We start from the raw sequence: 20,375 nt of genomic DNA, 5'->3' as shown, positions 1-20,375 counted from the left end.
ATTGCCGGCAACGCGCCGTATGCCGAAAAACCGGATCTAACGTACAGTGAGCCGTCCCGGCGATGGACAAACCGTTGTGGATTGCCGAGACTTGACCAGGTCCGCGTGCGTCGCCCTTGATTACCCCTGTGCCGTCCTCTGCCATGCCACCGTTGCCCGCACCTTCCCTACTCGATGCAACGCTTCGCACCGTCGCGCGCCGCTACCGCCTGCCGGCCAGTGCCGCTGCAATTTCCGGACTGCAGTCACCCAGCCCGGCCACCACGCTCGCGCTCGCGATCGAACAGGCGCGCGCCACCGTGGCACGAGGCGAAGCACCCGCTGCGGCACTGAAGGAACGCTTCATCGACGCGCTCGCGCAACTGATCCGCGAAGCGCTGCGCGCGGATGCGGGCGACCCGGTGTTCCTGGCCATGGTCATGCGGCACCGGGCGCCGCACGTGCGCGAGTACGCCTCGCTGTCCGCGGGCGCCGACCAGGACCGCCGCGAAATCCGGGCCGCCGTCAATGCGATCGCCCATCCGGGCCGGCAGCAACGCCTCGTGCCAGGTCCGTGGCGCGAGGCATTGGCCCTGCTCCACGCCTGCGCCGCCGCGTCATCGTGGTCCGCGCTGCACGATGCCGTGCGCAGCCTGGCCGATCTGCCGGAGATCGCGAACGGGGCCCCGGGCCTCGCCAGGCTGCTCGACAGTCCCGCGCTGAAGCGCTTGCAGCGTCTTGATGCGCTGGCGTCCGATGACCAGGTGCGCCAGTACCAGCTGCTGTGGGAACGGCATGGCCCCCGCTCCGGCAGCGCCGGCGCCAGTGCGCAAGGCGTCGCCGCCCGCCAGCGTGGCGCTGCCACCGAAGCACAGACCGCACAGGCACTGGAGGCACTGGCGCGGCAACTCAATGAGGCCGAGCGAGCGAGCGCGTCATACCGCGTCGTGACCTCGATGCGCGTACCGGCTTCGATCCCCGCCGAGCATGAACGCGCCAAGACCGAATGGGATGCGGTCCTGCTCAGGCAGCTGCCGCCGATCGAGGAAATACCGGTTTGGGAGATCTGCCTGCTCGCGGAGGCCAAGGCCTCCGTCGATGCCGCCACTACCGACCTGCCCAAGCTGCTGCGCGGCTTGCGCTTGCTGGCGCATGCCGACAAGGACGCGGTCTATGCGTTCGAGACGCGGCAAGGAACGGTACGCCTCCATGGTGCCTCGCTGAGCGCGCTGCGCGCCGACGCGGCCGGCGTTGCCGGCACGGTGCTGTATTGCTGCGATGCGCCAGCCGAAGCCGGACCGCGCCTGCTCGGCGCCGCCAGCCGGATGCAGCTGCTGTCGGCGCACGCCAGCCTTGAATTCGCCAGCGCGCTGGCGCTCGCGCAAACGGCGCAAACCTCGGATACCGCGGATACCGCGGATATGGCCGTACTTGAGCCGGTCTGGCACCAGCTATTGGAATCGCCCCGCTGGCACAGCGTGCTCAACCAGTATCCCACGCTGTGGCAAGTGCGCGAACTGATGGTCCATCCTGATGACCTGATGGCCGCGATAAACAGTATCCGCGACTGACGTGCCCGGGGCGGCAACGCTGCCCTACTGCGCAAACAACGTCATCTGCCCCGTCAGCAGCCGCTCGAAATCATCGTCCAGGAACGGCAGGATCGCGTCGGCAATCGGCTGCAGCTGCTTGCCGACGTAGTGGTCGTAGTCAATCGGGGCCGAACGGCACTCGAGCGGCTCCGGCCCTGCCATGGTCATCACATAGCTGATCCAGCCGCCCTGCTGGTACTGGCGCGGGCGCCCGTGGCGCTGGTTGTAATCATCGGCGATGCGGGCGGCCCGCACGTGCGGCGGCACGTTGCGCTGGTACTCCTCCAGCTTGCGCCGCAGCCGCTTGCGATAGACCAGCTGCGCGTCGAGCTCCCCCGCCAGCGTGCGGCGCACGATGTCGCGCACATAGTCCTGGTACGGCTCGCGGTTGAAGACCTTTTCATAAAGCGTCTGCTGGAACTGCTGCGCGAGCGGCGACCAGTCGGTGCGCACCGTCTCGAGCCCCTTGAACACCATCTCGACCGTGCCGTCTGGCCGCTCCACCTGGCCGGCGTAGCGCTTCTTGCTGCCAAGGTCGGTGCCGCGGATGGTCGGCATCAGGAAGCGGCGGAAGTGGGTCTCGAACTGCAGTTCAAGCGCGCTTTCCAGGCCATAGGTCTGCCACAGGTGGTCGCGCCACCAGTCGTTGACGTAGGCCACCAGGCTGCGGCCGATCTGCTGCGCATCGGCTTCGGTGCGCGCGCGGCGCAGCCACACGAACGTGGAATCGGTGTCACCATAGATCACCTCGTAGCCGCGTGCCTCGACCAGCGCGCGCGTCTGCCGCATGATCTCGTGCCCGCGCATGGTGATCGACGAGGCCAGTCGCGGATCGAAGAAACGGCACCCGCTTGACCCCAGCACGCCGTAGAACGCATTCATGATGATCTTGAGCGCCTGCGCCAGCGGCTTGTTGCGGTCGCGCTTGGCCGCCTCGCGTCCCTGCCAGACCCGCGCGACGATCGCCGGCAGGCAGTGCTTCGTGCGCGAGAAGCGGGCGCCGCGAAAGCCGGGCACCGAGTCGGCATCGTCCGGATGCGCCAGTCCCTCGACCAGGCCGATGGGATCGATCAGAAAGGTGCGGATGATCGACGGATAGAGGCTCTTGTAGTCCAGCACCAGCACCGACTCATAGAGTCCCGGGCGCGAATCCATGACGAAGCCGCCGGGGCTTGCCTCCGGCGCCAGCTCGCCGAGGTTGGGCGCGACATAGCCCTGGCGGTGCATCAGCGGCATGTAGAGATGCGTGAAGGCCGCCACCGAACCGCCACTGCGGTCCGCCGCCAGCCCCGTGACCGTGGCGCGCTCCAGCAGGAACGACAACAGCTCCGTCTTCTCGAAGATGCGCGTCACCAGCTCGCAATCGCGCAGGTTATAGCGCGCCAGCGCCGGCTTGTCCTGCTCGAACATGCGGTCGATGGCATCCATGCGGTCGTACGGATTGTCGATCGCCTTACCCTCGCCGAGCAGGGCCTGCGCCACCGATTCCAGGCTGAACGACGGGAAGCTCCACGTGGCCGACCGCAGCGCCTCGATGCCATCGATGATCAGCCGGCCCGGCGCGCTGGCGAAATAGTGCTGCTGCGCGTTGTGCTCGCGCCATTCCATCTCCGCGCCGCCGCGGCCGAGGCGCAGCGGTAGCTGGAACCGCCGCGCATGCTCGACCAGCACGCGCAGGTCGAACTGGACCAGGTTCCAGCCGATGATCGCGTCGGGGTCGTGCCGGGCCAGCCACTGGTTCAGCTTCTCCAGCAACTCTGGCCGTGTCGCGCAGTATTCAAGGGAGAAACCGGCAGCGGCCGGCTCCTGCGGCGCAGCGCCAAGCATGTAGACCTGGCGCTGGCCGCAGCCTTCGAGCGCAATCGAATAAAGCTCGCCGAAGGCGTTGGTTTCGATATCGAGCGACACCTGCCGCAGCGTGGGCCGGTAGTCCGCCGCGGGTTTCAGCTGGGCGCTGCACAGCACGCCGTCGCTGTCCGGTTCGCCCTCGAACCAAACCGGCGCCGTGATGAAGCGCTCCATCAGGTAGCGCTCGGGCGGGCGGATATCGGCTTCATAAACGTCGATGCCGGCGTCGCGCAGCGAACGGCCGAGCTGGATCAGTTGCCGGTGCTGCTGGCAATACAGGCCCATGACCGTCCTGCCGCGAAAGTCCTGCAGCTTTAGCGGGCGCAACTCGACCTCGCGCTCGCGGCGTAGCAGCGCCTCGGCACGTTCGCGCTGTGCCTCGGGGATGAATGCGATCGACGGCTGATACGGCAGGCGCAGCCGGCGCGGCCCCTCGTCGGTGGCCAGCCAGACCTCGACCTCGGTGCCGGCCGGGGTATCGCGCCAATGCCGGGTAAGGATGAAACCCTGCTGGAGTGCCACGCTTAGGCCTTCTGTGATGAAACCATGATCGAGGCGATTTTAGCGTCACAGCATGCGCGCAGCCTCATCGAGCAGCTGCATCGGCGACAGCATCCCGGCGCGGGCCACGCACACCAGCGAGAAAGTGCGAACCAGCGGCGGATTCCCCGGAACCCGCGCGGTCATCAACTGGAGGTCCGCGCCGGGCCCGGCACTGCCCGGCGGCACGACGATGTTCATGGGGCTCAGCCGCACCGCCTCCCGCTCCACCACGAAGCTGGCTTCGGCATGCGTCAGCACGTCGACCAGCGCCTGCAGCTGCCTGTCCGGCATGCCGGCCCGGCCGCCCGGTGCGTCAGGCGCTTCAGTTTCACTAAGGGCGGCGAGCGCGGCCTCGTTCTGTGCCACCTGCTCGCGCAGCCGCTCCGACTCGTCGGCTTGCGTGTCGGCGCTTTCGCCAAGCACGCTGCGCATGCCGACGCCCTGCTTCTCCAGCAGGTGCAGCCGCGTGGTCAGCAACGCCTGTTCGCGCTCGATGCGGTCGCGGCGGGTCGTGCCGCCGGCGACCTCGGCCAGTGCCTGCAGCGCGAACTGGTCCAGCATGCGGCAGGCGATTTCCTCGCGCAGCGCCGCTTCGGTCGCTGCGCAGATCCTGACCCGGTGATCGACGAAGCTGACCGTGGTCTGGGGCACCTCCGTGCGCATCACATCGCCTTCCAGCGCCACGCCCAGCGTGCGGCGTTCCTGCTTTTCCATCCCGAGCACGCAATAGGCCTCGGTGGCGGACGCCGAGCCGCTGAAATAGTCGCGCAGGTCCGATGACCGGCTGAATACCGGCATGACGTCCTGGGCCGTGGCAAAGAAGGCATGGATGTACGGATCGCTGTTCCAGGTGGCTTCGCTTGCTGGCGAAGCCGGCGGCAAACCCGCCACGACATCGCGCACGTACCGGTCTGCGATGGCCAGCGCCGGGGCAAGCCGCTTGCGATAGCCGCCGACCAGCCGCACGTAAGGACAGAGCCGGGTCACGCGCTCCGCCAGCGCGGCGCGCTCCGCATCGCGCGCTCCGTCAGAATGCTTGCCGCGACGGCGCAGCCAGTTGAGGACAGTCATCGCATGGCACCTCCATGGCGCGATCGGTTGGCTTGCGGCGCAGGCAAGCCCGGCAGGCTACTGGCCATCCGCTTCGGCCTGCCGCGGTGCCGCGCGAGTGCGCGGCAGCTTGCGGTGGGCGAGCAACAGCAGCGGTGTCGTCGCCATCGACAGCGCCACGACGACCGTGACGACGGAGAGCTGCTCGGCATCGATCAGGTTCGCCGCCTGCGCGGCGCCCATCACGACAAAGGCGAACTCACCGCCCTGCGACAGCAGGATGGCGAAGTAGACGCGATGCTGGCGCGGCATGCCGATCTGGTTCGCCAGGTACATCAGCGCGAGGAACTTGCCCACTACCAGCGCGACTACCAGCACCGCCACCAGGAGGGGCCTGTTGGCCAGCACCGAGAAATCGATCGACATGCCGACTGCGATAAAGAACAGGCCGAGCAGGATGCCCTTGAACGGGGCCATGTCCGATTCGATCTCGTGGCGGCATTCGGACCCGGCCAGCAACAGGCCGGCCAGGAAGGCGCCAAGCGACATCGACAGGTGGACCACATGCATCAGCAGCGCGATGCCGATGACCCACGCCAACGCAAAGATGGTAAAGATCTCGCGGGTGCCGCTGCGCTGGATCATGCGCAACACGTACTTGAGCACGAAGCGCCCAACGAGGACGACCGCCGCGATCATGGCCAGCGCCTTTGCCGCCGAAACCCACCCGCCCGACATGCCGTCGCCCGCCGCAACCGGCGCAAGCAGTGGCAACAGCGCGATCATCGGGATCGCGGCGATGTCCTGGAACAGCAGGATGCCGAAGCTGGATTGCCCGACCGGCGCCTCCATCAGCCGGTTCTGCTCCAGGATCGCGATCACCATCGCCGTGGAAGACAGCGACAGCGCGAAGCCGGCCGCCACGCCCACGCGCCACTGCACGCCGAAGACAATGAAGATTACCGCCAGCAGCGCCGCGCACAGCGCAACCTGGATCCCGCCGTAGCCGAAGATGGAGCGGCGCATTGCCCACAGCTTCTCGAAGTCCATTTCAATGCCGATGATGAACATCATCAGCACGATGCCCAGCTCGGACACGTCCAGGATCGAGTTGACGTCCGTGACCAGCCTCAGCCCCCAGGGGCCGATCACCGCGCCCGCAACCAGGTAGCCCAGCACGGAGCCAAAGCCGAAGCGCACCGACAGCGGCACGGCGATCAGCGCCGCGGCGAGGAAGATTACCGCGTCAACCAGCAGTTGTTCCACATTCCCCTCCCGAGGAGATGACGGGGCGATAGCCCGCGTCGTGTCGTGGTTCCCCGCTGCAAGTCGGGCACAGGCCGACCTTTGCGCGAGGTAACGGCTTGGATACGTATTACATCATCCACGGCGAAGTATAGGCCGGACGGCGCTCGCCGGATCGCGTTCCGCTATGCGCCCGGCGGCACACGCGGCTGTCCTGGCCGGTGTCACCGCTCAGTCCAGCCGGTCGAACAAGGGCTGAACCAATGCAAAGAGGGCGACCCACCGGATCGCCCTCTTCTCTTCCTGCGCCCCGTCAGGCGACAACGATCCGGCGCGGGTCAGCCAGCGCCAGCGCTTCGGCGCGGTCCGCGCTCGGCGGGTAGATCCACTCGGAATTGATCCGCGTCTTCAGCGCCTTGGCGACGCCTCCGGTCAGCTTGACTTGCCGGTTCCAGCCTTCCGTGTAGACAGCACCCCACGGCCCCAGGTCCAGGCAGGTCACATACTTCGGCTGGCTATACGGGATCAGCGTCTCACCCACGAGGTCCGCCGCCACGTTATGCCCTGCCGAACGGCCGAGGTTCATCGCATGCTGGCAGGACATTGCTGCAAAGTTGCCTTCGTCATCGGTCGCGGCGTAGGCGCAATCGCCGGTGGCGAACACCGACTCGACACCCTTTACCCTGAGATCGCGGTCGACGTGCAGCCGGCCAAGGCCATCGCGCTCGGCCGGAATCTGCGCGGTGAGCTCGCTGGCGCGGGCGCCGGCGGTCCAGATCACCGTATCCGCCTCGATGCGCTCGCCGTTCTCGAGGGTGACGCCGGTCGCATCGACGGCCGCGACGCCGGAGCCGAGCTTCCAGGTCACGCCCAGTTCGGTCAGCGCCTGCGTGATCACCGGCCGCGGCCCCGCGCCCAGGTCAGGTCCGACCTCGGCATTGCGCTCCACCATGATCACGTTCACGGCAGCGTCCTCGCCCAGGACTTCACGCAGGCGGGCCGGCATTTCCGCGGCAGTCTCGATGCCGGTGAAGCCGGCACCCGCGATCACCACGGTATTGCGACCGGCGCGCTCCGGGCGGCTGGCCAGCCCATGCAGATGCGATTCGAGCTCCGCGGCGTCGGCGATCTGGTCGACATTGAACGCATGCTGGTCCAGGCCGGGAATCTGCGGACGGAACAACCGGCTTCCCGCAGCGAGCACCAGGCGGTCATAGCCGACGCGCTGGCACGAGCCATCCCCACCGGCGGCCGCAATGCTCACTTCGCGGCTCGCGACGTCGATGTGTTCCACCTTGCCCCGGATAAACCGCACGCCCACGGCCTTGAAGATCTCCTGCAGCGGCGCCTTCATCCCGTTCGGGTTCTGCTCATAGAGACGCGGGCGGACGTGCAGTTCGGGTTCCGGTGCGACCAGCGCGATTTCCACGTCGGTGCGCCCGACCTGGTCAAGCAGACGGGCCGAAGCCAGTGCGCTCCACATGCCGGCAAAGCCGGCGCCAATGACAAGAATACGTTTCGACATCCTCAAGCTCCTGAATCAAACCTCGGTTTCATGTAACAGGGCCGGTGCGAGAAGCCACGACCCTTAACTACGATCATATGAGTCGTAGTTTAAATGCGCAAGATCTTTTTTCGCCGGTGACGCAAAGCGAACCCGCGCGCCGGGCTTGCGCTTTTGCGAACGATCCACTGAAACGGCGAAGGAGGAAGGGAGCGGGAAATGAGACTGGACTGCGCGTGTGTCGGCAAAGCCTCATGCGGCATGTACCCGCCTTCACATTGGCGCCTGTCCTTGACAAAAATACCGATTGGTATATTCTGGCCTGCATGAACAAAGCCGAACGCACCCGCCAGCTGATCGTCGAGAAGACAGCGCCCATTTTCAACACGAAGGGCTATGCCGGAACATCGCTGGCAGACATGACCGCGGCCACCGGCCTGACCAAGGGCAGTGTCTATGGCAACTTTGCCAACAAGGAAGAGGTAGCGCTGGCGGCATTCGACCACAATTGGAAGCAGGCGCAAGCCGCGGTTCGGGACCAGATGGCCACCAAAAGCACCAGCAAGGAAAAGCTGCTTGCCCTGACTGGCGTGTTGGGGAATCTTCCTGCGTGCTTCCCGAAGGGAGGATGCCCGCTGCTCAACACTGCGATTGAAGCCGACGACACCCACCCTGCCCTGCGCGACAAAGCCATGGAAGCGTTCCGGGGCTGGAAGGCGAATCTCGTCTCGGTCATCAAGGCGGGCATTGCCTCCAGCGAGTTCCGGAAGGACGTCAACCCCGAGGAGACTGCCATCACGCTGATCGCATTGATCGAAGGCGCGATCATGATCTCCCGGCTCACCGACAACCCGGCCTACAACCTGGCCGTCATGTCGGCGGTGAAGAAGACCGTCATCGATCTCACCTGATTTTTTTGAGCAAAAATATACCAATCGGTATTTTTTACGGAAAGGAAGTAGCCATGAACGTGCAACTGAAACGGAAAGTCGCCTTCGCGCTGTCGATGGGTGTCGTGACGACGGGGATCATCTCGTTCGCCCTGCTTGCCCTCAACATGGGATTCTCGGAAGGCTTTGCGCTGACCTGGCTGCGCTCGTGGGGCATCGGCTATGTGATCGTGATCCCCGCGATCCTGCTGGTCGGGCCGCGCCTGCAAGCGCAGGTCGAGCGCTGGGTCCATTGATGCCGCATGCCGTTTCCACGAACTACTGACATGCCCAGACCCCTGCTGCAGCGGCTGCTTGCCTTCGTGTTCATCCTTGGCGCTGCCATGGCGTCGGCCATCGCCCATGCCGCCCCCGGCGCCAGGATGCCTGCACCACAGCCCGAAATCGGATGGATCGAAATTGACGCGGACATTTCGCTGAGACGGATGGTCGTGCACCAGCCCGGCGCCAAGGGAACCGTCCTGTTCCTGCATGGATTCCCGGAAACGCTGTACGCATGGAAGGACATCGCCCAGCCGCTGGGCGACGAATTCGAAGTGCATGCCATCGACTGGCCTGGCTACGGGCTCTCATCGCGTCCAACTGCCGACAGGTTCTCCTATGCGCCCCGGGACTATGCCCGTGTCCTGCAGGCATACATCCGCAAGGCTGGCATCGACACGTCGCAGCTGGTCATCTACGCCACCGATATCGGCGCGCTGCCGGCATTGCTGCTCGCGCTCGAGGCGCCGGACATTGCAAGAGCGATCATCGTCGGCGACTTCGCCCCGTTCGACAGGCCGCAGTACATGTACGAAAGCCTGCAAAGCCTGAAATCGCAGCCGTCGGCCGAACTGGCTCGCGTCCAGCTGAACAAGAACCGCGACGATGTCCTCAGGAACGCCTACCGGCGCGGCCTGCCGGCACACGAGCAGTTCGACATCCCGCCAGAGCTCCAGGACGACATGGCGCGCGGATGGAGCCACGGCGCGATGACGTCTGCCGACGCCTTCTATTACTACTACTCGCACTTCACGCGGGACCAGGCGTACCTGGAGGCGAACCTGCACCGGCTCAAGACACCGGTCAAGGTGGTCTGGGGCGAGAAGGACCTCTATATCCGGAAAGAAATGGGCATCGAATTCGCGCAGAAGGCGCATGCGGAATTCACCGTTCTGCCAGGCATCGGGCACTACCCGCATCTGCAGGATCCCCGTCGAACCGAGGCAGACGTTCGCGCCGCATTTCGTTGAATCGCATCAGCAGGCGGCACACGTCAGCAGTCCGATCCAGTCCGCCTGCATCGCGCCGCCGGTACGGCCACCCCGGCGACGCTCGACTCCGCGTGGCAAACCAACTCTCACTCTGGACCATCCTGTTCCAAACCTGCCTCATGAACATGTCCCGACTTTTCCGCCCTGCCAATTGCCGGCGGCAGCCTGCCCATGCTGAACACGCAGCCCCATACCGATATCGAGCGCTGCTGGTACCCGCCAAGCCGTCCCGCCCGACGAACGCGCAATGAAAGAGCATTCCATGAACGCCAAATCGTCGAATAACGCCACCGACCTGTCGCGCCGGTCCCTATTGCTGGGCGGCGTGGCAAGTGCGGCGCTCTCGCTGTTTTCGTCACGCCTGGCTTTCGCCGCGCAGCCCGCGCCAGCGCGCGCCGTGGCGTCGGATGCGATCCGCCCGTTCCGCGCACGCATTCCGCAGCCGGCGCTGGACGATCTGCGCCGCCGCCTGATGGCGACGCGGTGGTCCGATCCGGAAACCGTCGCGGACCGGTCCCAGGGCGTGCAAGTCGACAAGCTGCGGCCGCTCGTGCGCTACTGGGCCACGGGGCATGACTGGCGCAAGGCCGAGGCAAGGCTGAATGCCTGGCCCCAGTTCGTGACGAACATAGACGGTGTGGACATCCACTTCATCCATGTTCGCTCGCGCCATGAGAACGCGCTGCCTCTGGTCATGACGCACGGCTGGCCCGGCTCCGTGTTCGAACTGCTCGACAGCATCCGCCCGTTGACGGATCCGACCGCTTACGGCGGCAGCGCGGCCGATGCGTTCCATCTCGTGATCCCATCGCTGCCGGGCTTCGGCTTTTCACAGAAGCCCAAGGACACCGGCTGGAATGCGGAACGCATCGCCCGCGCGTGGGACGTGCTGATGAAGCGGCTTGGCTATGCGCGTTACTTGTCGCAAGGCGGCGACTGGGGCGCGATCATCTCCGACGCACTTGGCCGCGCCGCGCCCGAAGGGCTGCTCGGCATCCACGTCAACCGAATCGAACGCGGCACGACGCTGCCGCCCGCGCTCGCCATGGCGCTGAAGACCGGCGAGCCCGCACCCTCTAACCTGAGCGCCGGGGAAAAGCAGGTGTTCGACGAGGCCAGGGATTTCCTGAACAAGGGATTCGGCTACGCCGCCCTGATGCAGACGCGTCCGCAGACCATCGGCATTGGCCTGGCCGATTCGCCGGTGGGGCTGGCGGCCTGGATCTATGACAAGCTGGCCGACTGGGTCTACACGCGCGGCGATCCCGAACGGGCGCTGGGCCGTGACGCGATCCTCGATAATATCTCGCTCTACTGGCTGACGAACACCGGCGAATCCAGCGCCCGGATCTACTGGGAAACGAGCAACACACCGGCAAGGACCGGCCCCGTTACCGTTCCGGCGGCAGTGACAGTCTTTCCCGGCGAGGTCTACCGGCCACCGAAGGCCTGGCTGGCGCGGGCGTATCCCAACCTGGTCTATTACAACCAGGTCGCCAGGGGCGGTCACTTTGCGGCCTGGGAAGAGCCGGAGTTGTTCAGTGCGGAGGTCAGGTCGGCATTCCGGCCGTTGCGCCAGACAGCCCAATAGATCGGGATAGGCCGTGTCGTGACCTGGTCCTGTACTGCATTTATGCAGCCTGTGACTGTCCCGGCACGGACTGGCTTCTGGCAGCCATCAGGCCCGGGATGGAGTCCTATGGTAAGGTTGGCAGCATGATTTCACGGACTTCGACTGGTGATGTATGGGGCGCATTTGTTTGGTGCCGGGAGAGTGATGCAGCGTGAGTGATGCGAAGCGGGAAACGCAGCGCACGCTGGCCGAGAAGGTTTCAACCAGCAGGGCCTTGCGCCTGAGCGTGCCGCCAGAGGCCAGGCCCGCGCCGGTCAACCGGAGGGACTGGCTGCGCCAGAGGAAAGAGCAATTGCAGGCTGCCCGCGCCGCCGCAAGGAAGAGGCGCGAACTGCTGAGAGCCGAAATCATGTCGGCCGTGCAGGATATTGCCCGCGAAGAGCGCGCAGCCGCGCGGCTGGAAGCCGAACGCCTGAAGGCGGAAACCAGGACCGCGCAGGCGTTCGCGCGCGAGGACGCGCGTGCCGCCGCCAAGTTCGAGCGCGGCCAGCCAGCCCGCCCGACGAACAAGCGAAAGACGCTTTCCAATGAGAAACGCAAGCTGGTCTCCTACGGCGACCTGTTGCGGATGCGCGGGTGATCGGGCAGAAGTTTCGACAGAGCGGAAGCGGGCTTCTCACCCATCGCAGTCCTGCTCATCCCGCGGGCTCTGCGGGATAAGCTACGTCAGCGCTCCGGGCTCCTGGCAAACCACTTCGATGTTGTGCCCGTCCGGGCCAATGACAAACGCTGCATAGTAGTTCGCGTGGTAGTGCGGGCGCAGACCAGGCGCTCCATTGTCCTTGCCGCCCGCCTCCAGCGCCGCGCGATAGAAAGCATCGACCTGCTGGCGATTCTCGGCCGTGAATGCCAGGTGAAGATGCGCGGGCTTCTCCTCGGTCTGGAACAGGCACAATGAGGCCTTGCGCTTCGAGCTAAGCTCGACACCATACGTCGGCACCCCCTCCGAGACCACAGCAACACCGAGCGGTTCTAGTGCCTTGAGGAAGAACGCCTTGCTCGCTGCATAGTCGCTGACGCCGAACTTGACGTGGTCAAACATGAGTTCTCCTGCGGTCTGTGGGCTTGCGCGAGGATTCTAACCCTTCCATCCAGGGACTCAGTGCCGGCCAGGGCGCCCGCTTGCTGGCCGTGCCGGAGACGGGGAGCGAACACGCCGGTGTTGGCACTCCGCCCATCCCTGATCGCACCAGTGTACGGCGCCACCCAACACCGCATGGGATGCGCGCGCCGTCAGCATCACCCCCGAGCCGCTGGCATGTTGAAAGCTGCGCCAACCCCCGACAGGCACGATGATTGCGATTCCCGGTCAGAGCGCCCCGCTCGCCAATCCTTGGGAGAACTGCCATGAGTACCCTGATCATCCGCGACCTTGCCGGTTACCGCACCCTCGACACCAGCGCCATGTCTTCGATTCACGGCGGCATCTATCGCACGCCGCCGCAGATCCTGGCGTTCGAGCTCACCCATCTGCCGGCGACGCCGGATGGCCGTGTGCTTGGCACCGATGGCCAGTTGCATGTCCCTGTGATCTGACGGCTTTCGCCCGGGGGCGGGTACGTACGCTGGTCAGTTGAACACGTCCTGCCGATAACGCCCCGCCGCAACCAGCGCCGCGAGCCAGTCCGAAGCCGCCGCTTCCGTCATCCCGCCCTGCTCCGCGGCGATCCGGATCAGCGTTTGCCTGACCGCCGGCGCCATGTGCCGGCCGTCGCCGCAAACATAGAACACAGCGCCTGCGTTCAGCTGCGCCCAGACGTCCGCCTGCCGCTGCCAGAGCAAATCCTGCACGAAGCACGGTGCGCCATCGACGACCGAATACGCCGCATGGACTTCGGCCACGCCCTGCTCTTGCCAGCGCGCGACGTCGTCACGGTACAGCCAGTCGTGCGCAGGGTGCCGGCAGCCGTAGTACAGCTGCACCGGCCTCACCGCCTCCCCCGCGGCCTGCTGCGCCGCGCGTTCCTCCAGGAAGCCACGGAACGGCGCGATGCCCGTCCCGGGCCCGACCAGGATCATCGGTACGTCCGGCGCTTCGGGTGCGAACGGCGGATGGGGCGTGCGGATCACGCCCGCTACCACCGCGCCCGGCGCCAGGCCCTGCAACCAGGTGGACGCGACGCCACGGAACAGGCCACGGCCAGACAGCGCCGGCGCGCAGACCGTGCCGACGGTGATGGTGGCCACATCCGGCGAGACCAGCGGCGACGACGCGATGGAGTAGAACCGTGGCCGCATCGGCACCGTGCAGGCGAGCAGGCCGGCCAAGTCCAGTCCGATCGCAGGGAACCGGTCGAGGATGTCGCCCAGGCCCAGCCTGCGCTGCACCAACTGTGCGGCATAGCCAGCCGCTTCATCGTCCGAGGCAAGCTGCTGCAGCGACTGCCGCGTGAACGGGCAAGGCGTTGCCTGTGCGAGGCTGCGCAGCGTCTGGCGCGACACCACGTCCTGCAGCTCCACGAAATGCGTCAGCAGCTGCCGCGCGGAGAGCGCCTCGCCAACCGGCAGCCCGCGCGCCGCCCCTGGCGCGGCGGACAAGGTGACGATGGCGTCCGGGTCGACATCGATCCGCTCGCAAATCGCCGTGACAGTTTCAGGCTGGTTCTGCGGATAGACGGCCAGGTGGTCGCCGGTGTGGTAGCGCACGCCTTCCGGCAAGCGCAGCCGGATGTCGCGCGTGGATGTCCGCGGCGCCTCGCGCGCGAAGTCCCACAGGCCGTCGGGATCGTTCACCAGTTCGGTGTTCGATAGCACAGTGAAGCCCTGCGCATTGGGCGGCAGCGTCGTCGCGCGGATCTCAGCCACGCCGCGCAGCTGTACCTGCACTGCTGGCACTTGCGGCAAGGCGCTGGCGGCGTCGCCGCCCTGCAGCGCCTGCCACAGCAACGCCAGCCAGCGTTCCGCGGCCTGATCGAAGTCGCCGTTGCCATCGGCCTCGCCACGCGGCAGCAGTGGCGTGGCGCCGGCGCTGGCGAAGAATTCGAATACCCGGCGCGGGAAGGCCTGGTACGTAGGCCATTGCGAATTGCCGCAGCCCAGCACCGCAACGCGCAGGTCCGGTGCGCGGTAGTCTCTGGCTGCGCCGCTGTTGAGCAGGTCCTCGAAGCGGCGCGCCGAGTCCGGCGCACGGCCGTTGTAGGTGGCGGCAACGATGACGGCCAGGCCGCTGGCCGGCAACGCATCGGCAATCTCGTCGAGGTCGCGCAAGGTGGCGTCGAAGCCCGCTGCAAGCGCGCCGGCGTGGACCTGCTCGGCCAGTTCGCGCGCGGTGCCCAGGCTGGATCCGCACAGCACCGCAAGCGCCCGTCCCGCGCCCCGCACTTCCGCGCCAGCCGGCGGCGCCTGCTCTGCCCCGGCGACCGGCATCCCGACGATGCGCTCGTGCGGCCGGCGCCGTCGCGCGCGCACGGTGAAGCCGTCAGGCTTGATCGTCAGCGTTTCCTTGATGCGGAACTGGTAGTCGTGCGCATCGGTGAACTGGAAATTGCGCAGCATCAGCGCCAGCGCCAGCTTGGCCTCGGTCAGCGCGAACTGGCGGCCGATGCAGGCGCGCTCGCCATTGCCGAACGGCATGTAGGCGTGGCGCGGCAGCCTGGCTTCGTTATCGGGCAGGAAGCGGTCGATGTCGAAGCGTTCGGGATCGGCCCAGACCCTGGGGTCGCGGTGCAGCGCGGTCAGCACGACGGACACGCGGCGGTCCTTGCGGATCAGGTAGCGGCCGCCGAGCAGCGTGTCCGCGTACGGCGCGACGGCGAAGGCGGGCGCGGTGGGCCACAGGCGCAGCGTTTCCTTGAGCACGCGGTCGAGCACCGGCAACCGCGCCAGGTCGGCATACACCGGCGCAGCGTCGCCGGGCAATACCGCATCCACCTCGGCATACGCCTGCGCCATCACGCCGGGATTGCGCAGCAGCTCGTACAGCGCGAAAGTCAGCAGCCCGCTGGTGGTCTCATGGCCGGCGATCAGGAAGGTGATGACCTGGTTGCGGATGTTCTCGTCGTCCAGGCGCTGGTCGGTGTCGGGATCGCGTGCTTCGAGCATCAGCCCGAGCAGGTCCATGGCGGTGCCCTGCCGCCCGCCTTCGTCGGCGGCGCGGCGGCGCCTGATCACGTCGTCGACCAGTTCGCGCATGAAGCGCGTGTCTTCGTCGAACTTGCGGTGCGCCGCGTGCATGAAGCGGTCCTGCAGGCCAAGGCGCGTGAGCCTGGACATCGCCTCTCCCAGCGCGCCGACCATGGCCTCGATAAACGGGTGCAGCTGCGCACTGGCGAACGAGTCGAAGTCATAGCCGAAGCCGGACAGCGCGATGGTGTCGAGCGTCAGCCGCGTCATGTCGTCGGCCACGGCGATATCAGCGTCGGGGCCCTGCCGGTCCCATTTGTCGACCAGCCGGTTGGCCACGCGCAGCATCACCTCGAAATACCCCTTCATCGCGCGCTGGCTGAACGCCGGCATCAGGATGCGGTGCGCCTTGCCCCAGTTGGCCTCGTCGGTGTGCGCGGTGAACAGGCCGTCGCCGGCCATGCCGCGCAGGTAGGACAGCGGCGGGCCGATGTATTTGCGGAAACGCGCCGCATCGCACACCTCGGCCGCCAGCGCGACCGACGTCACGAACGGCACGCACCGTCCGGCGAAGTCCAGTTCGAAGATGCCGTCATGGTGGCGGCTGCGCGCCAGCAGGTGCTGCCCCACCGTGCCCGGCTTGATCTGCAGCAGGTTGCCGACCAGGGGCCAGCCGGGATCGCGCGGGATCGGCTCGGGCGCGGTCGGGGCGGCGGGATGCGCTGGCTGGGCAAGGGCTTCGGTGCCCGGTGACACGGTAGGCTGCGGCATGACTCGGGGGCGATCTGCGCTATTTGTAGTGAGGTCCGGGGGCCGGCGGGGCGATTGCCATCTGCCGCCACTTCGTCTAACGTAGACAACTGTCTACACCCGGCGAAGGGTAGACAAGCGTAGACACCGTGTCAACGCAGCGTGTCGACCAAAAACCGAGCATCACTACTAATCCGCATGGAAGCCATTGCCGACGGCAAACGCCGCCTGATCGACGCCGCGCTGAAGCTGGCCGCCGCCAAGCGCAGCTTCGCGGCCCTGAAGCTGCGCGAAATCGCGCGCGAAGCCGACCTCAACCCCAATACCTTCTACCGGCATTTCCACGACATGGAAGACCTGGCGCTGACTGCAGTGGCCGAGGCCAGCGCCGAGTTGCGCCCGATGCTGCGCTCGGTGCGCTGGGCCGCTGCGCGCGACAACCCCAACGAGGTGGCCAGCCGCGCGTGCGAGGCGCTGTTCCTGTATGCCCGGCGTCACCCCGATGCGTTCGTGGTTGGCGTCTGCGGCATCACCGGCCCGCAGCCGGCGCTACGTGCGGCAATCCGCGCGGTGCTGCACGACATCGCCGCCGAGATGGCCGACGACATCGAGCGGCTCGAACTCTGTCCGCAGCTCTCGCGACCGCTCGTCGATGAATTCTGCGCCTATGTCGTGCCCCACCTGTTCCACCAGTGCGTCGACTACATCGAAGCCGACAGCGCCGGGCGCCGCCGGCTGATGGAGCGTTCGGTGCAGCTGTGCTGCTGGCTGCTGGTCGGGGCAGCGGGAGCCCACGCGGCGAAGCCGCGTACGCAAGGCCGCGCACAGAAGGCAGCGGCCCATTAGTTTGCAAGCGGGACTACGGGGCTACGGGGTCTTGGGCGGCACGATGGTCGCACCGGGCTCCACGGTGCGCTCGTGATGCATCTTTGGCATCATGTTGCTGTTCAGGTGGAACATCACCCACAGTGACCCGGTCAGCGTGATCACCACCAGCGTCAGCGTGAACATCAGCGACAGCATGTTCCATCCGCCTTCCGATTTGGCGTTCATGTGCAGGAAGTAGATCATGTGGACCACGATCTGCACCGCACCGATCAACAGGATGACGATGGCCGTGGTGCGGGATTTTTCGAACACCCCGCCCATCACCAGCCAGAACGGTATCGCGGTCAGGAAAACCGACAGCACGAAGCCGGTCAGGTAGCCGCCCAGCGTGGCGTGCGGCCCCACGTCTTCCTCGTGCTCGTGGCCATGCCCGTGGCCGTCCAGCGTCTCGTCATGCGCGCTCATGGCAGGGCCCCCATCAGGTAGACGAAGGTAAAGACGCCGATCCACACGACGTCCAGGAAGTGCCAGAACATCGACAGGCACATCAGCCTGCGCTTGTTGGCGGTGATCAGCCCGTGCCGCGCCACCTGCGTCATCAGCACGACCAGCCAGATGATGCCGAAGGTCACGTGCAGCCCGTGCGTGCCGACCAGCGCGAAGAACGAGGTCAGGAACGCACTGCGCTGCGGGCCGGCGCCCTGGTGGATCAGGTGCGCGAACTCATACAGCTCGACCGCCAGGAAGGCCGCGCCGAAGACGCCGGTGATCGCCAGCCAGATCTGCGTGCCGGCGATCCGGTTCTGCTGCACCTGCAGCATGGCAAAGCCATAGGTGATCGACGACAACAGCAGGAAGGTGGTGTTCAGCGCCACCAGCGGCAGCTCGAACAGCTCGGCCCCGGTCGGCCCGCCCGCGTATTCGCGGCCCAGCACGCCATACCCCGCGAACAGGCACGCAAAGACCAGGCAGTCGCTCATCAGGTAGAGCCAGAACCCGAGCAGCGTGCCGTTCTGCGGGTGGTGCTCTTCGGTCAGGTGGAAGGTGAAGCCCCCCGGCGGCATGTCATCAGCCGCGGAGGTGCCGCTCACGTACTGGGGATAGGTGGTCTCAGCCATGGCCAGCCATCAGTTGTGTGCGCGCCGATTCGGTCCCGACCACCTGCTCGGCCGGAATGTAGTAGTCGCGCTTGTAGTTGAAGGTATGGATGATCGCGCCGATGATGATCGCCGCGAACGACGCCACCACCAGCCACCAGATGTGCCAGATCAGCGCGAAGCCGCACAGCGTGGACAGCCCCGCCAGCACGATGCCGGCCGCGGTGTTCTTCGGCATGTGGATGGGATTGAAGCCCTGCAGCGGCCGCTGGTAGCCGTTCTGCTTCATGTGCCACCAGGCATCGGTATCGTGCACCACCGGCGTGAAGGCAAAGTTGTATTGCGGCGGCGGCGACGAGGTGGACCACTCCAGCGTGCGGCCGTTCCACGGGTCGCCGGTCAGGTCGCGCAGCTCCTCGCGGCGCAGGAAGCTGACCACCAGCTGGATGATGAAGCAGGCGATGCCGATGGCAACCAGCGCGGCGCCGAAGGCGGCGACCTGGAACCAGATCTGCAGCGACGGATCGTCGAAACGGTTCATCCGGCGCGTCACGCCAAGCAGCCCCAGCCAGTACAGCGGCATGAAGGCAAAGTAGAAGCCGGTCAGCCAGAACCAGAACGAGGCCTTGCCCCAGGACGAGACCAGGCGATAGCCGAATGCCTTGGGGAACCAGTAGTGGATGCCGGCCATCAGCCCGAACACCACGCCGCCGATGATCACGTTGTGAAAGTGGGCGATCAGGAACAGGCTGTTGTGCAGCGAGAAGTCCGCCGGCGGCACCGCCAGCAAGACCCCGGTCATGCCGCCAATGACAAAGGTGACCATGAAGCCGATGGTCCACAGCATCGGCGCCTCGAAGCGGATCTTGCCGTGGTACATCGTGAACAGCCAGTTGAAGATCTTGGCGCCGGTCGGGATCGAGATGATCATCGTCGTGATCCCGAAGAACGAATTGACGCTCGCGCCCGACCCCATGGTAAAGAAGTGGTGCAGCCACACCAGGTAGGACAGCACCGTGATCACCACCGTGGCGTAGACCATCGACGCATAGCCGAACAGGCGCTTGCGGCAGAACGTGGCGACCACTTCGGAGAAGATGCCGAACACCGGCAGCACCAGGATGTAGACCTCGGGGTGGCCCCAGATCCAGATCAGGTTGACGTACAGCATCGCGCTGCCGCCCTGGTCGGCGGTGAAGAAGTTGGTGCCGACGTAGCGGTCGAGCGACAGCAGCGCCAGCGCGGCGGTCAGCACCGGGAAAGCGGCGATGATCAGCACGTTGGTGCACAGCGCGGTCCAGGTGAAGATCGGCATGCGCATCAGCGTCATGCCTGGCGCGCGCATCTTGACGATAGTCACCAGCAGGTTGATGCCGGATAGCAATGTCCCGACCCCGGCCACCTGCAACGACCATATGTAGTAGTCGACGCCGACATCCGGACTGTGGATGATGCCGGACAGCGGCGGATACGCCAGCCAGCCGGTGCGCGCGAACTCGCCGAGGAACAGCGACATCATCACCAGGATGGCGCCGCCCGTGGTCATCCAGAAGCTGAAGTTGTTGAGGAACGGAAACGCGACGTCGCGCGCGCCGATCTGCAGCGGCATGACAAAATTCATCAGCCCCGTGACCAGCGGCATGGCCACGAAGAAGATCATGATCACGCCGTGCGCGGTAAAGATCTGGTCGTAGTGGTGCGGCGGCAGGTAGCCCGCGTTGTCGCCGAAGGCGATGGCCTGCTGGATGCGCATCATGACCGCGTCGGCAAACCCCCGCAGCAGCATGATGATGCCCAGGATCACGTACATGATCCCGATCTTCTTGTGGTCGATGCTGGTGAACCACTCGCGCCAGAGATAGCCCCACAGGCCGTACTTGGTCACCGCGCCGACCAGCACCAGCCCGCCCAGCACCACCACAGCAAAGGTGCCGATCAGGATGGGCTCATGCAGCGGAATGGCTTCCCACGTCAGCCGTCCGAAGATCAAATTGGCGAGTTCCGAGCGCTCGGGCATGTTTGTCACCTGGGGCCTGAAGTA

At 66.1% G+C, this 20,375-nt stretch carries 17 protein-coding genes; 8 read left to right on the top strand and 9 right to left on the bottom strand.

The annotated features are described in order from the left end of the window. Nucleotides 1-143: 143 nt before the first annotated feature. Nucleotides 144-1,550: a 3-deoxy-D-arabino-heptulosonate 7-phosphate synthase gene (locus tag E0W60_RS09265; RefSeq protein ID WP_135703733.1), complete on the top strand. Its 1,407-nt coding sequence runs from the start codon at nt 144-146 to the stop codon at nt 1,548-1,550. Between the two features lie 24 nt (nt 1,551-1,574). On the opposite strand, the gene E0W60_RS09260 is transcribed toward E0W60_RS09265, so the two are convergent. From E0W60_RS09260 to E0W60_RS09245, 4 genes are all read right to left on the bottom strand, one after another. Continuing rightward, nucleotides 1,575-3,941, bottom strand: coding sequence for a DNA polymerase II (locus E0W60_RS09260; protein WP_135703732.1), 2,367 nt, complete (start codon nt 3,939-3,941; stop codon nt 1,575-1,577). Between the two features lie 45 nt (nt 3,942-3,986). Continuing rightward, nucleotides 3,987-5,033, bottom strand: coding sequence for a hypothetical protein (locus tag E0W60_RS09255; protein WP_135703731.1), 1,047 nt, complete (start codon nt 5,031-5,033; stop codon nt 3,987-3,989). 57 nt (nt 5,034-5,090) lie between these two features. Beyond that, nucleotides 5,091-6,278 carry a monovalent cation:proton antiporter-2 (CPA2) family protein gene (locus E0W60_RS09250; protein WP_133095305.1) on the bottom strand — a complete coding sequence of 396 codons (1,188 nt, stop codon included), beginning with the start codon at nt 6,276-6,278 and terminating at the stop codon, nt 5,091-5,093. 292 nt (nt 6,279-6,570) lie between these two features. Then, nucleotides 6,571-7,782 (bottom strand): NAD(P)/FAD-dependent oxidoreductase, encoded by a 1,212-nt coding sequence (locus E0W60_RS09245; RefSeq protein ID WP_135703730.1) that lies wholly within the window; start codon nt 7,780-7,782, stop codon nt 6,571-6,573. 305 nt (nt 7,783-8,087) lie between these two features. On the opposite strand from E0W60_RS09245, the gene E0W60_RS09240 reads away from it, so the two are divergent. The 5 genes from E0W60_RS09240 (at nt 8,088) to E0W60_RS09220 (ending at nt 12,177) form a co-directional block, all read left to right on the top strand. Further along, on the top strand, nt 8,088-8,672 hold the full coding sequence (locus tag E0W60_RS09240; RefSeq protein ID WP_135703729.1) for a TetR/AcrR family transcriptional regulator: 585 nt from the start codon (nt 8,088-8,090) through the stop codon (nt 8,670-8,672). A gap of 53 nt (nt 8,673-8,725) precedes the next feature. Continuing rightward, entirely contained in the window at nt 8,726-8,947 is a 222-nt protein-coding gene (locus E0W60_RS09235; RefSeq protein ID WP_133095308.1) for a DUF2798 domain-containing protein, read from the top strand. A gap of 30 nt (nt 8,948-8,977) precedes the next feature. Further along, nucleotides 8,978-9,943: an alpha/beta fold hydrolase gene (locus E0W60_RS09230; protein ID WP_135703728.1), complete on the top strand. Its 966-nt coding sequence runs from the start codon at nt 8,978-8,980 to the stop codon at nt 9,941-9,943. A 283-nt stretch (nt 9,944-10,226) separates the two neighbouring features. Then, the gene (locus E0W60_RS09225) at nt 10,227-11,555 is read left to right on the top strand and encodes an epoxide hydrolase family protein (protein ID WP_135703727.1); all 1,329 of its coding nucleotides are present in this window, start codon (nt 10,227-10,229) and stop codon (nt 11,553-11,555) included. Between the two features lie 193 nt (nt 11,556-11,748). Then, entirely contained in the window at nt 11,749-12,177 is a 429-nt protein-coding gene (locus E0W60_RS09220) for a hypothetical protein (RefSeq protein ID WP_133095311.1), read from the top strand. Between the two features lie 81 nt (nt 12,178-12,258). Here the strand turns inward: E0W60_RS09220 and E0W60_RS09215 are convergent, their stop codons facing one another. Beyond that, a complete protein-coding gene (locus E0W60_RS09215) occupies nt 12,259-12,639 on the bottom strand; it encodes a VOC family protein (RefSeq protein ID WP_133095312.1) in 381 nt (126 codons plus the stop codon). Nucleotides 12,640-12,944: 305 nt separating this feature from the next. Here E0W60_RS09215 and E0W60_RS09210 point away from each other — a divergent pair, with 305 nt between their 5' ends. Next, on the top strand, nt 12,945-13,133 hold the full coding sequence (locus E0W60_RS09210) for a hypothetical protein (RefSeq protein WP_133095313.1): 189 nt from the start codon (nt 12,945-12,947) through the stop codon (nt 13,131-13,133). 33 nt (nt 13,134-13,166) lie between these two features. On the opposite strand, the gene E0W60_RS09205 is transcribed toward E0W60_RS09210, so the two are convergent. Further along, nucleotides 13,167-16,430: a bifunctional cytochrome P450/NADPH--P450 reductase gene (locus tag E0W60_RS09205; RefSeq protein ID WP_135703726.1), complete on the bottom strand. Its 3,264-nt coding sequence runs from the start codon at nt 16,428-16,430 to the stop codon at nt 13,167-13,169. Nucleotides 16,431-16,607: 177 nt separating this feature from the next. On the opposite strand from E0W60_RS09205, the gene E0W60_RS09200 reads away from it, so the two are divergent. Continuing rightward, nucleotides 16,608-17,255: a TetR family transcriptional regulator gene (locus E0W60_RS09200; protein ID WP_133095315.1), complete on the top strand. Its 648-nt coding sequence runs from the start codon at nt 16,608-16,610 to the stop codon at nt 17,253-17,255. 21 nt (nt 17,256-17,276) lie between these two features. Here E0W60_RS09200 and cyoD read toward each other — a convergent pair whose 3' ends face one another. From cyoD to cyoB, 3 genes are read right to left on the bottom strand one after another with little or no spacing between them, the layout of a single operon-like run. Next, a complete protein-coding gene (cyoD, locus tag E0W60_RS09195) occupies nt 17,277-17,702 on the bottom strand; it encodes a cytochrome o ubiquinol oxidase subunit IV (protein WP_133095316.1) in 426 nt (141 codons plus the stop codon). Beyond that, nucleotides 17,699-18,355 carry a cytochrome o ubiquinol oxidase subunit III gene (cyoC, locus tag E0W60_RS09190; protein WP_133095317.1) on the bottom strand — a complete coding sequence of 219 codons (657 nt, stop codon included), beginning with the start codon at nt 18,353-18,355 and terminating at the stop codon, nt 17,699-17,701. Before cyoC ends, cyoD begins: the two co-directional genes overlap by 4 nt. Further along, the gene (cyoB, locus tag E0W60_RS09185) at nt 18,348-20,351 is read right to left on the bottom strand and encodes a cytochrome o ubiquinol oxidase subunit I (protein ID WP_135703725.1); all 2,004 of its coding nucleotides are present in this window, start codon (nt 20,349-20,351) and stop codon (nt 18,348-18,350) included. The genes cyoC and cyoB overlap by 8 nt, the downstream gene beginning before the upstream one ends. Between the last annotated feature and the right edge of the window lie 24 nt (nt 20,352-20,375).

It is taken from the genome of Cupriavidus oxalaticus, assembly GCF_004768545.1.
Classification (GTDB): Bacteria; Pseudomonadota; Gammaproteobacteria; order Burkholderiales; family Burkholderiaceae; genus Cupriavidus; species Cupriavidus oxalaticus_A.
This window is presented reverse-complemented; position numbering and strand designations above follow the sequence as displayed.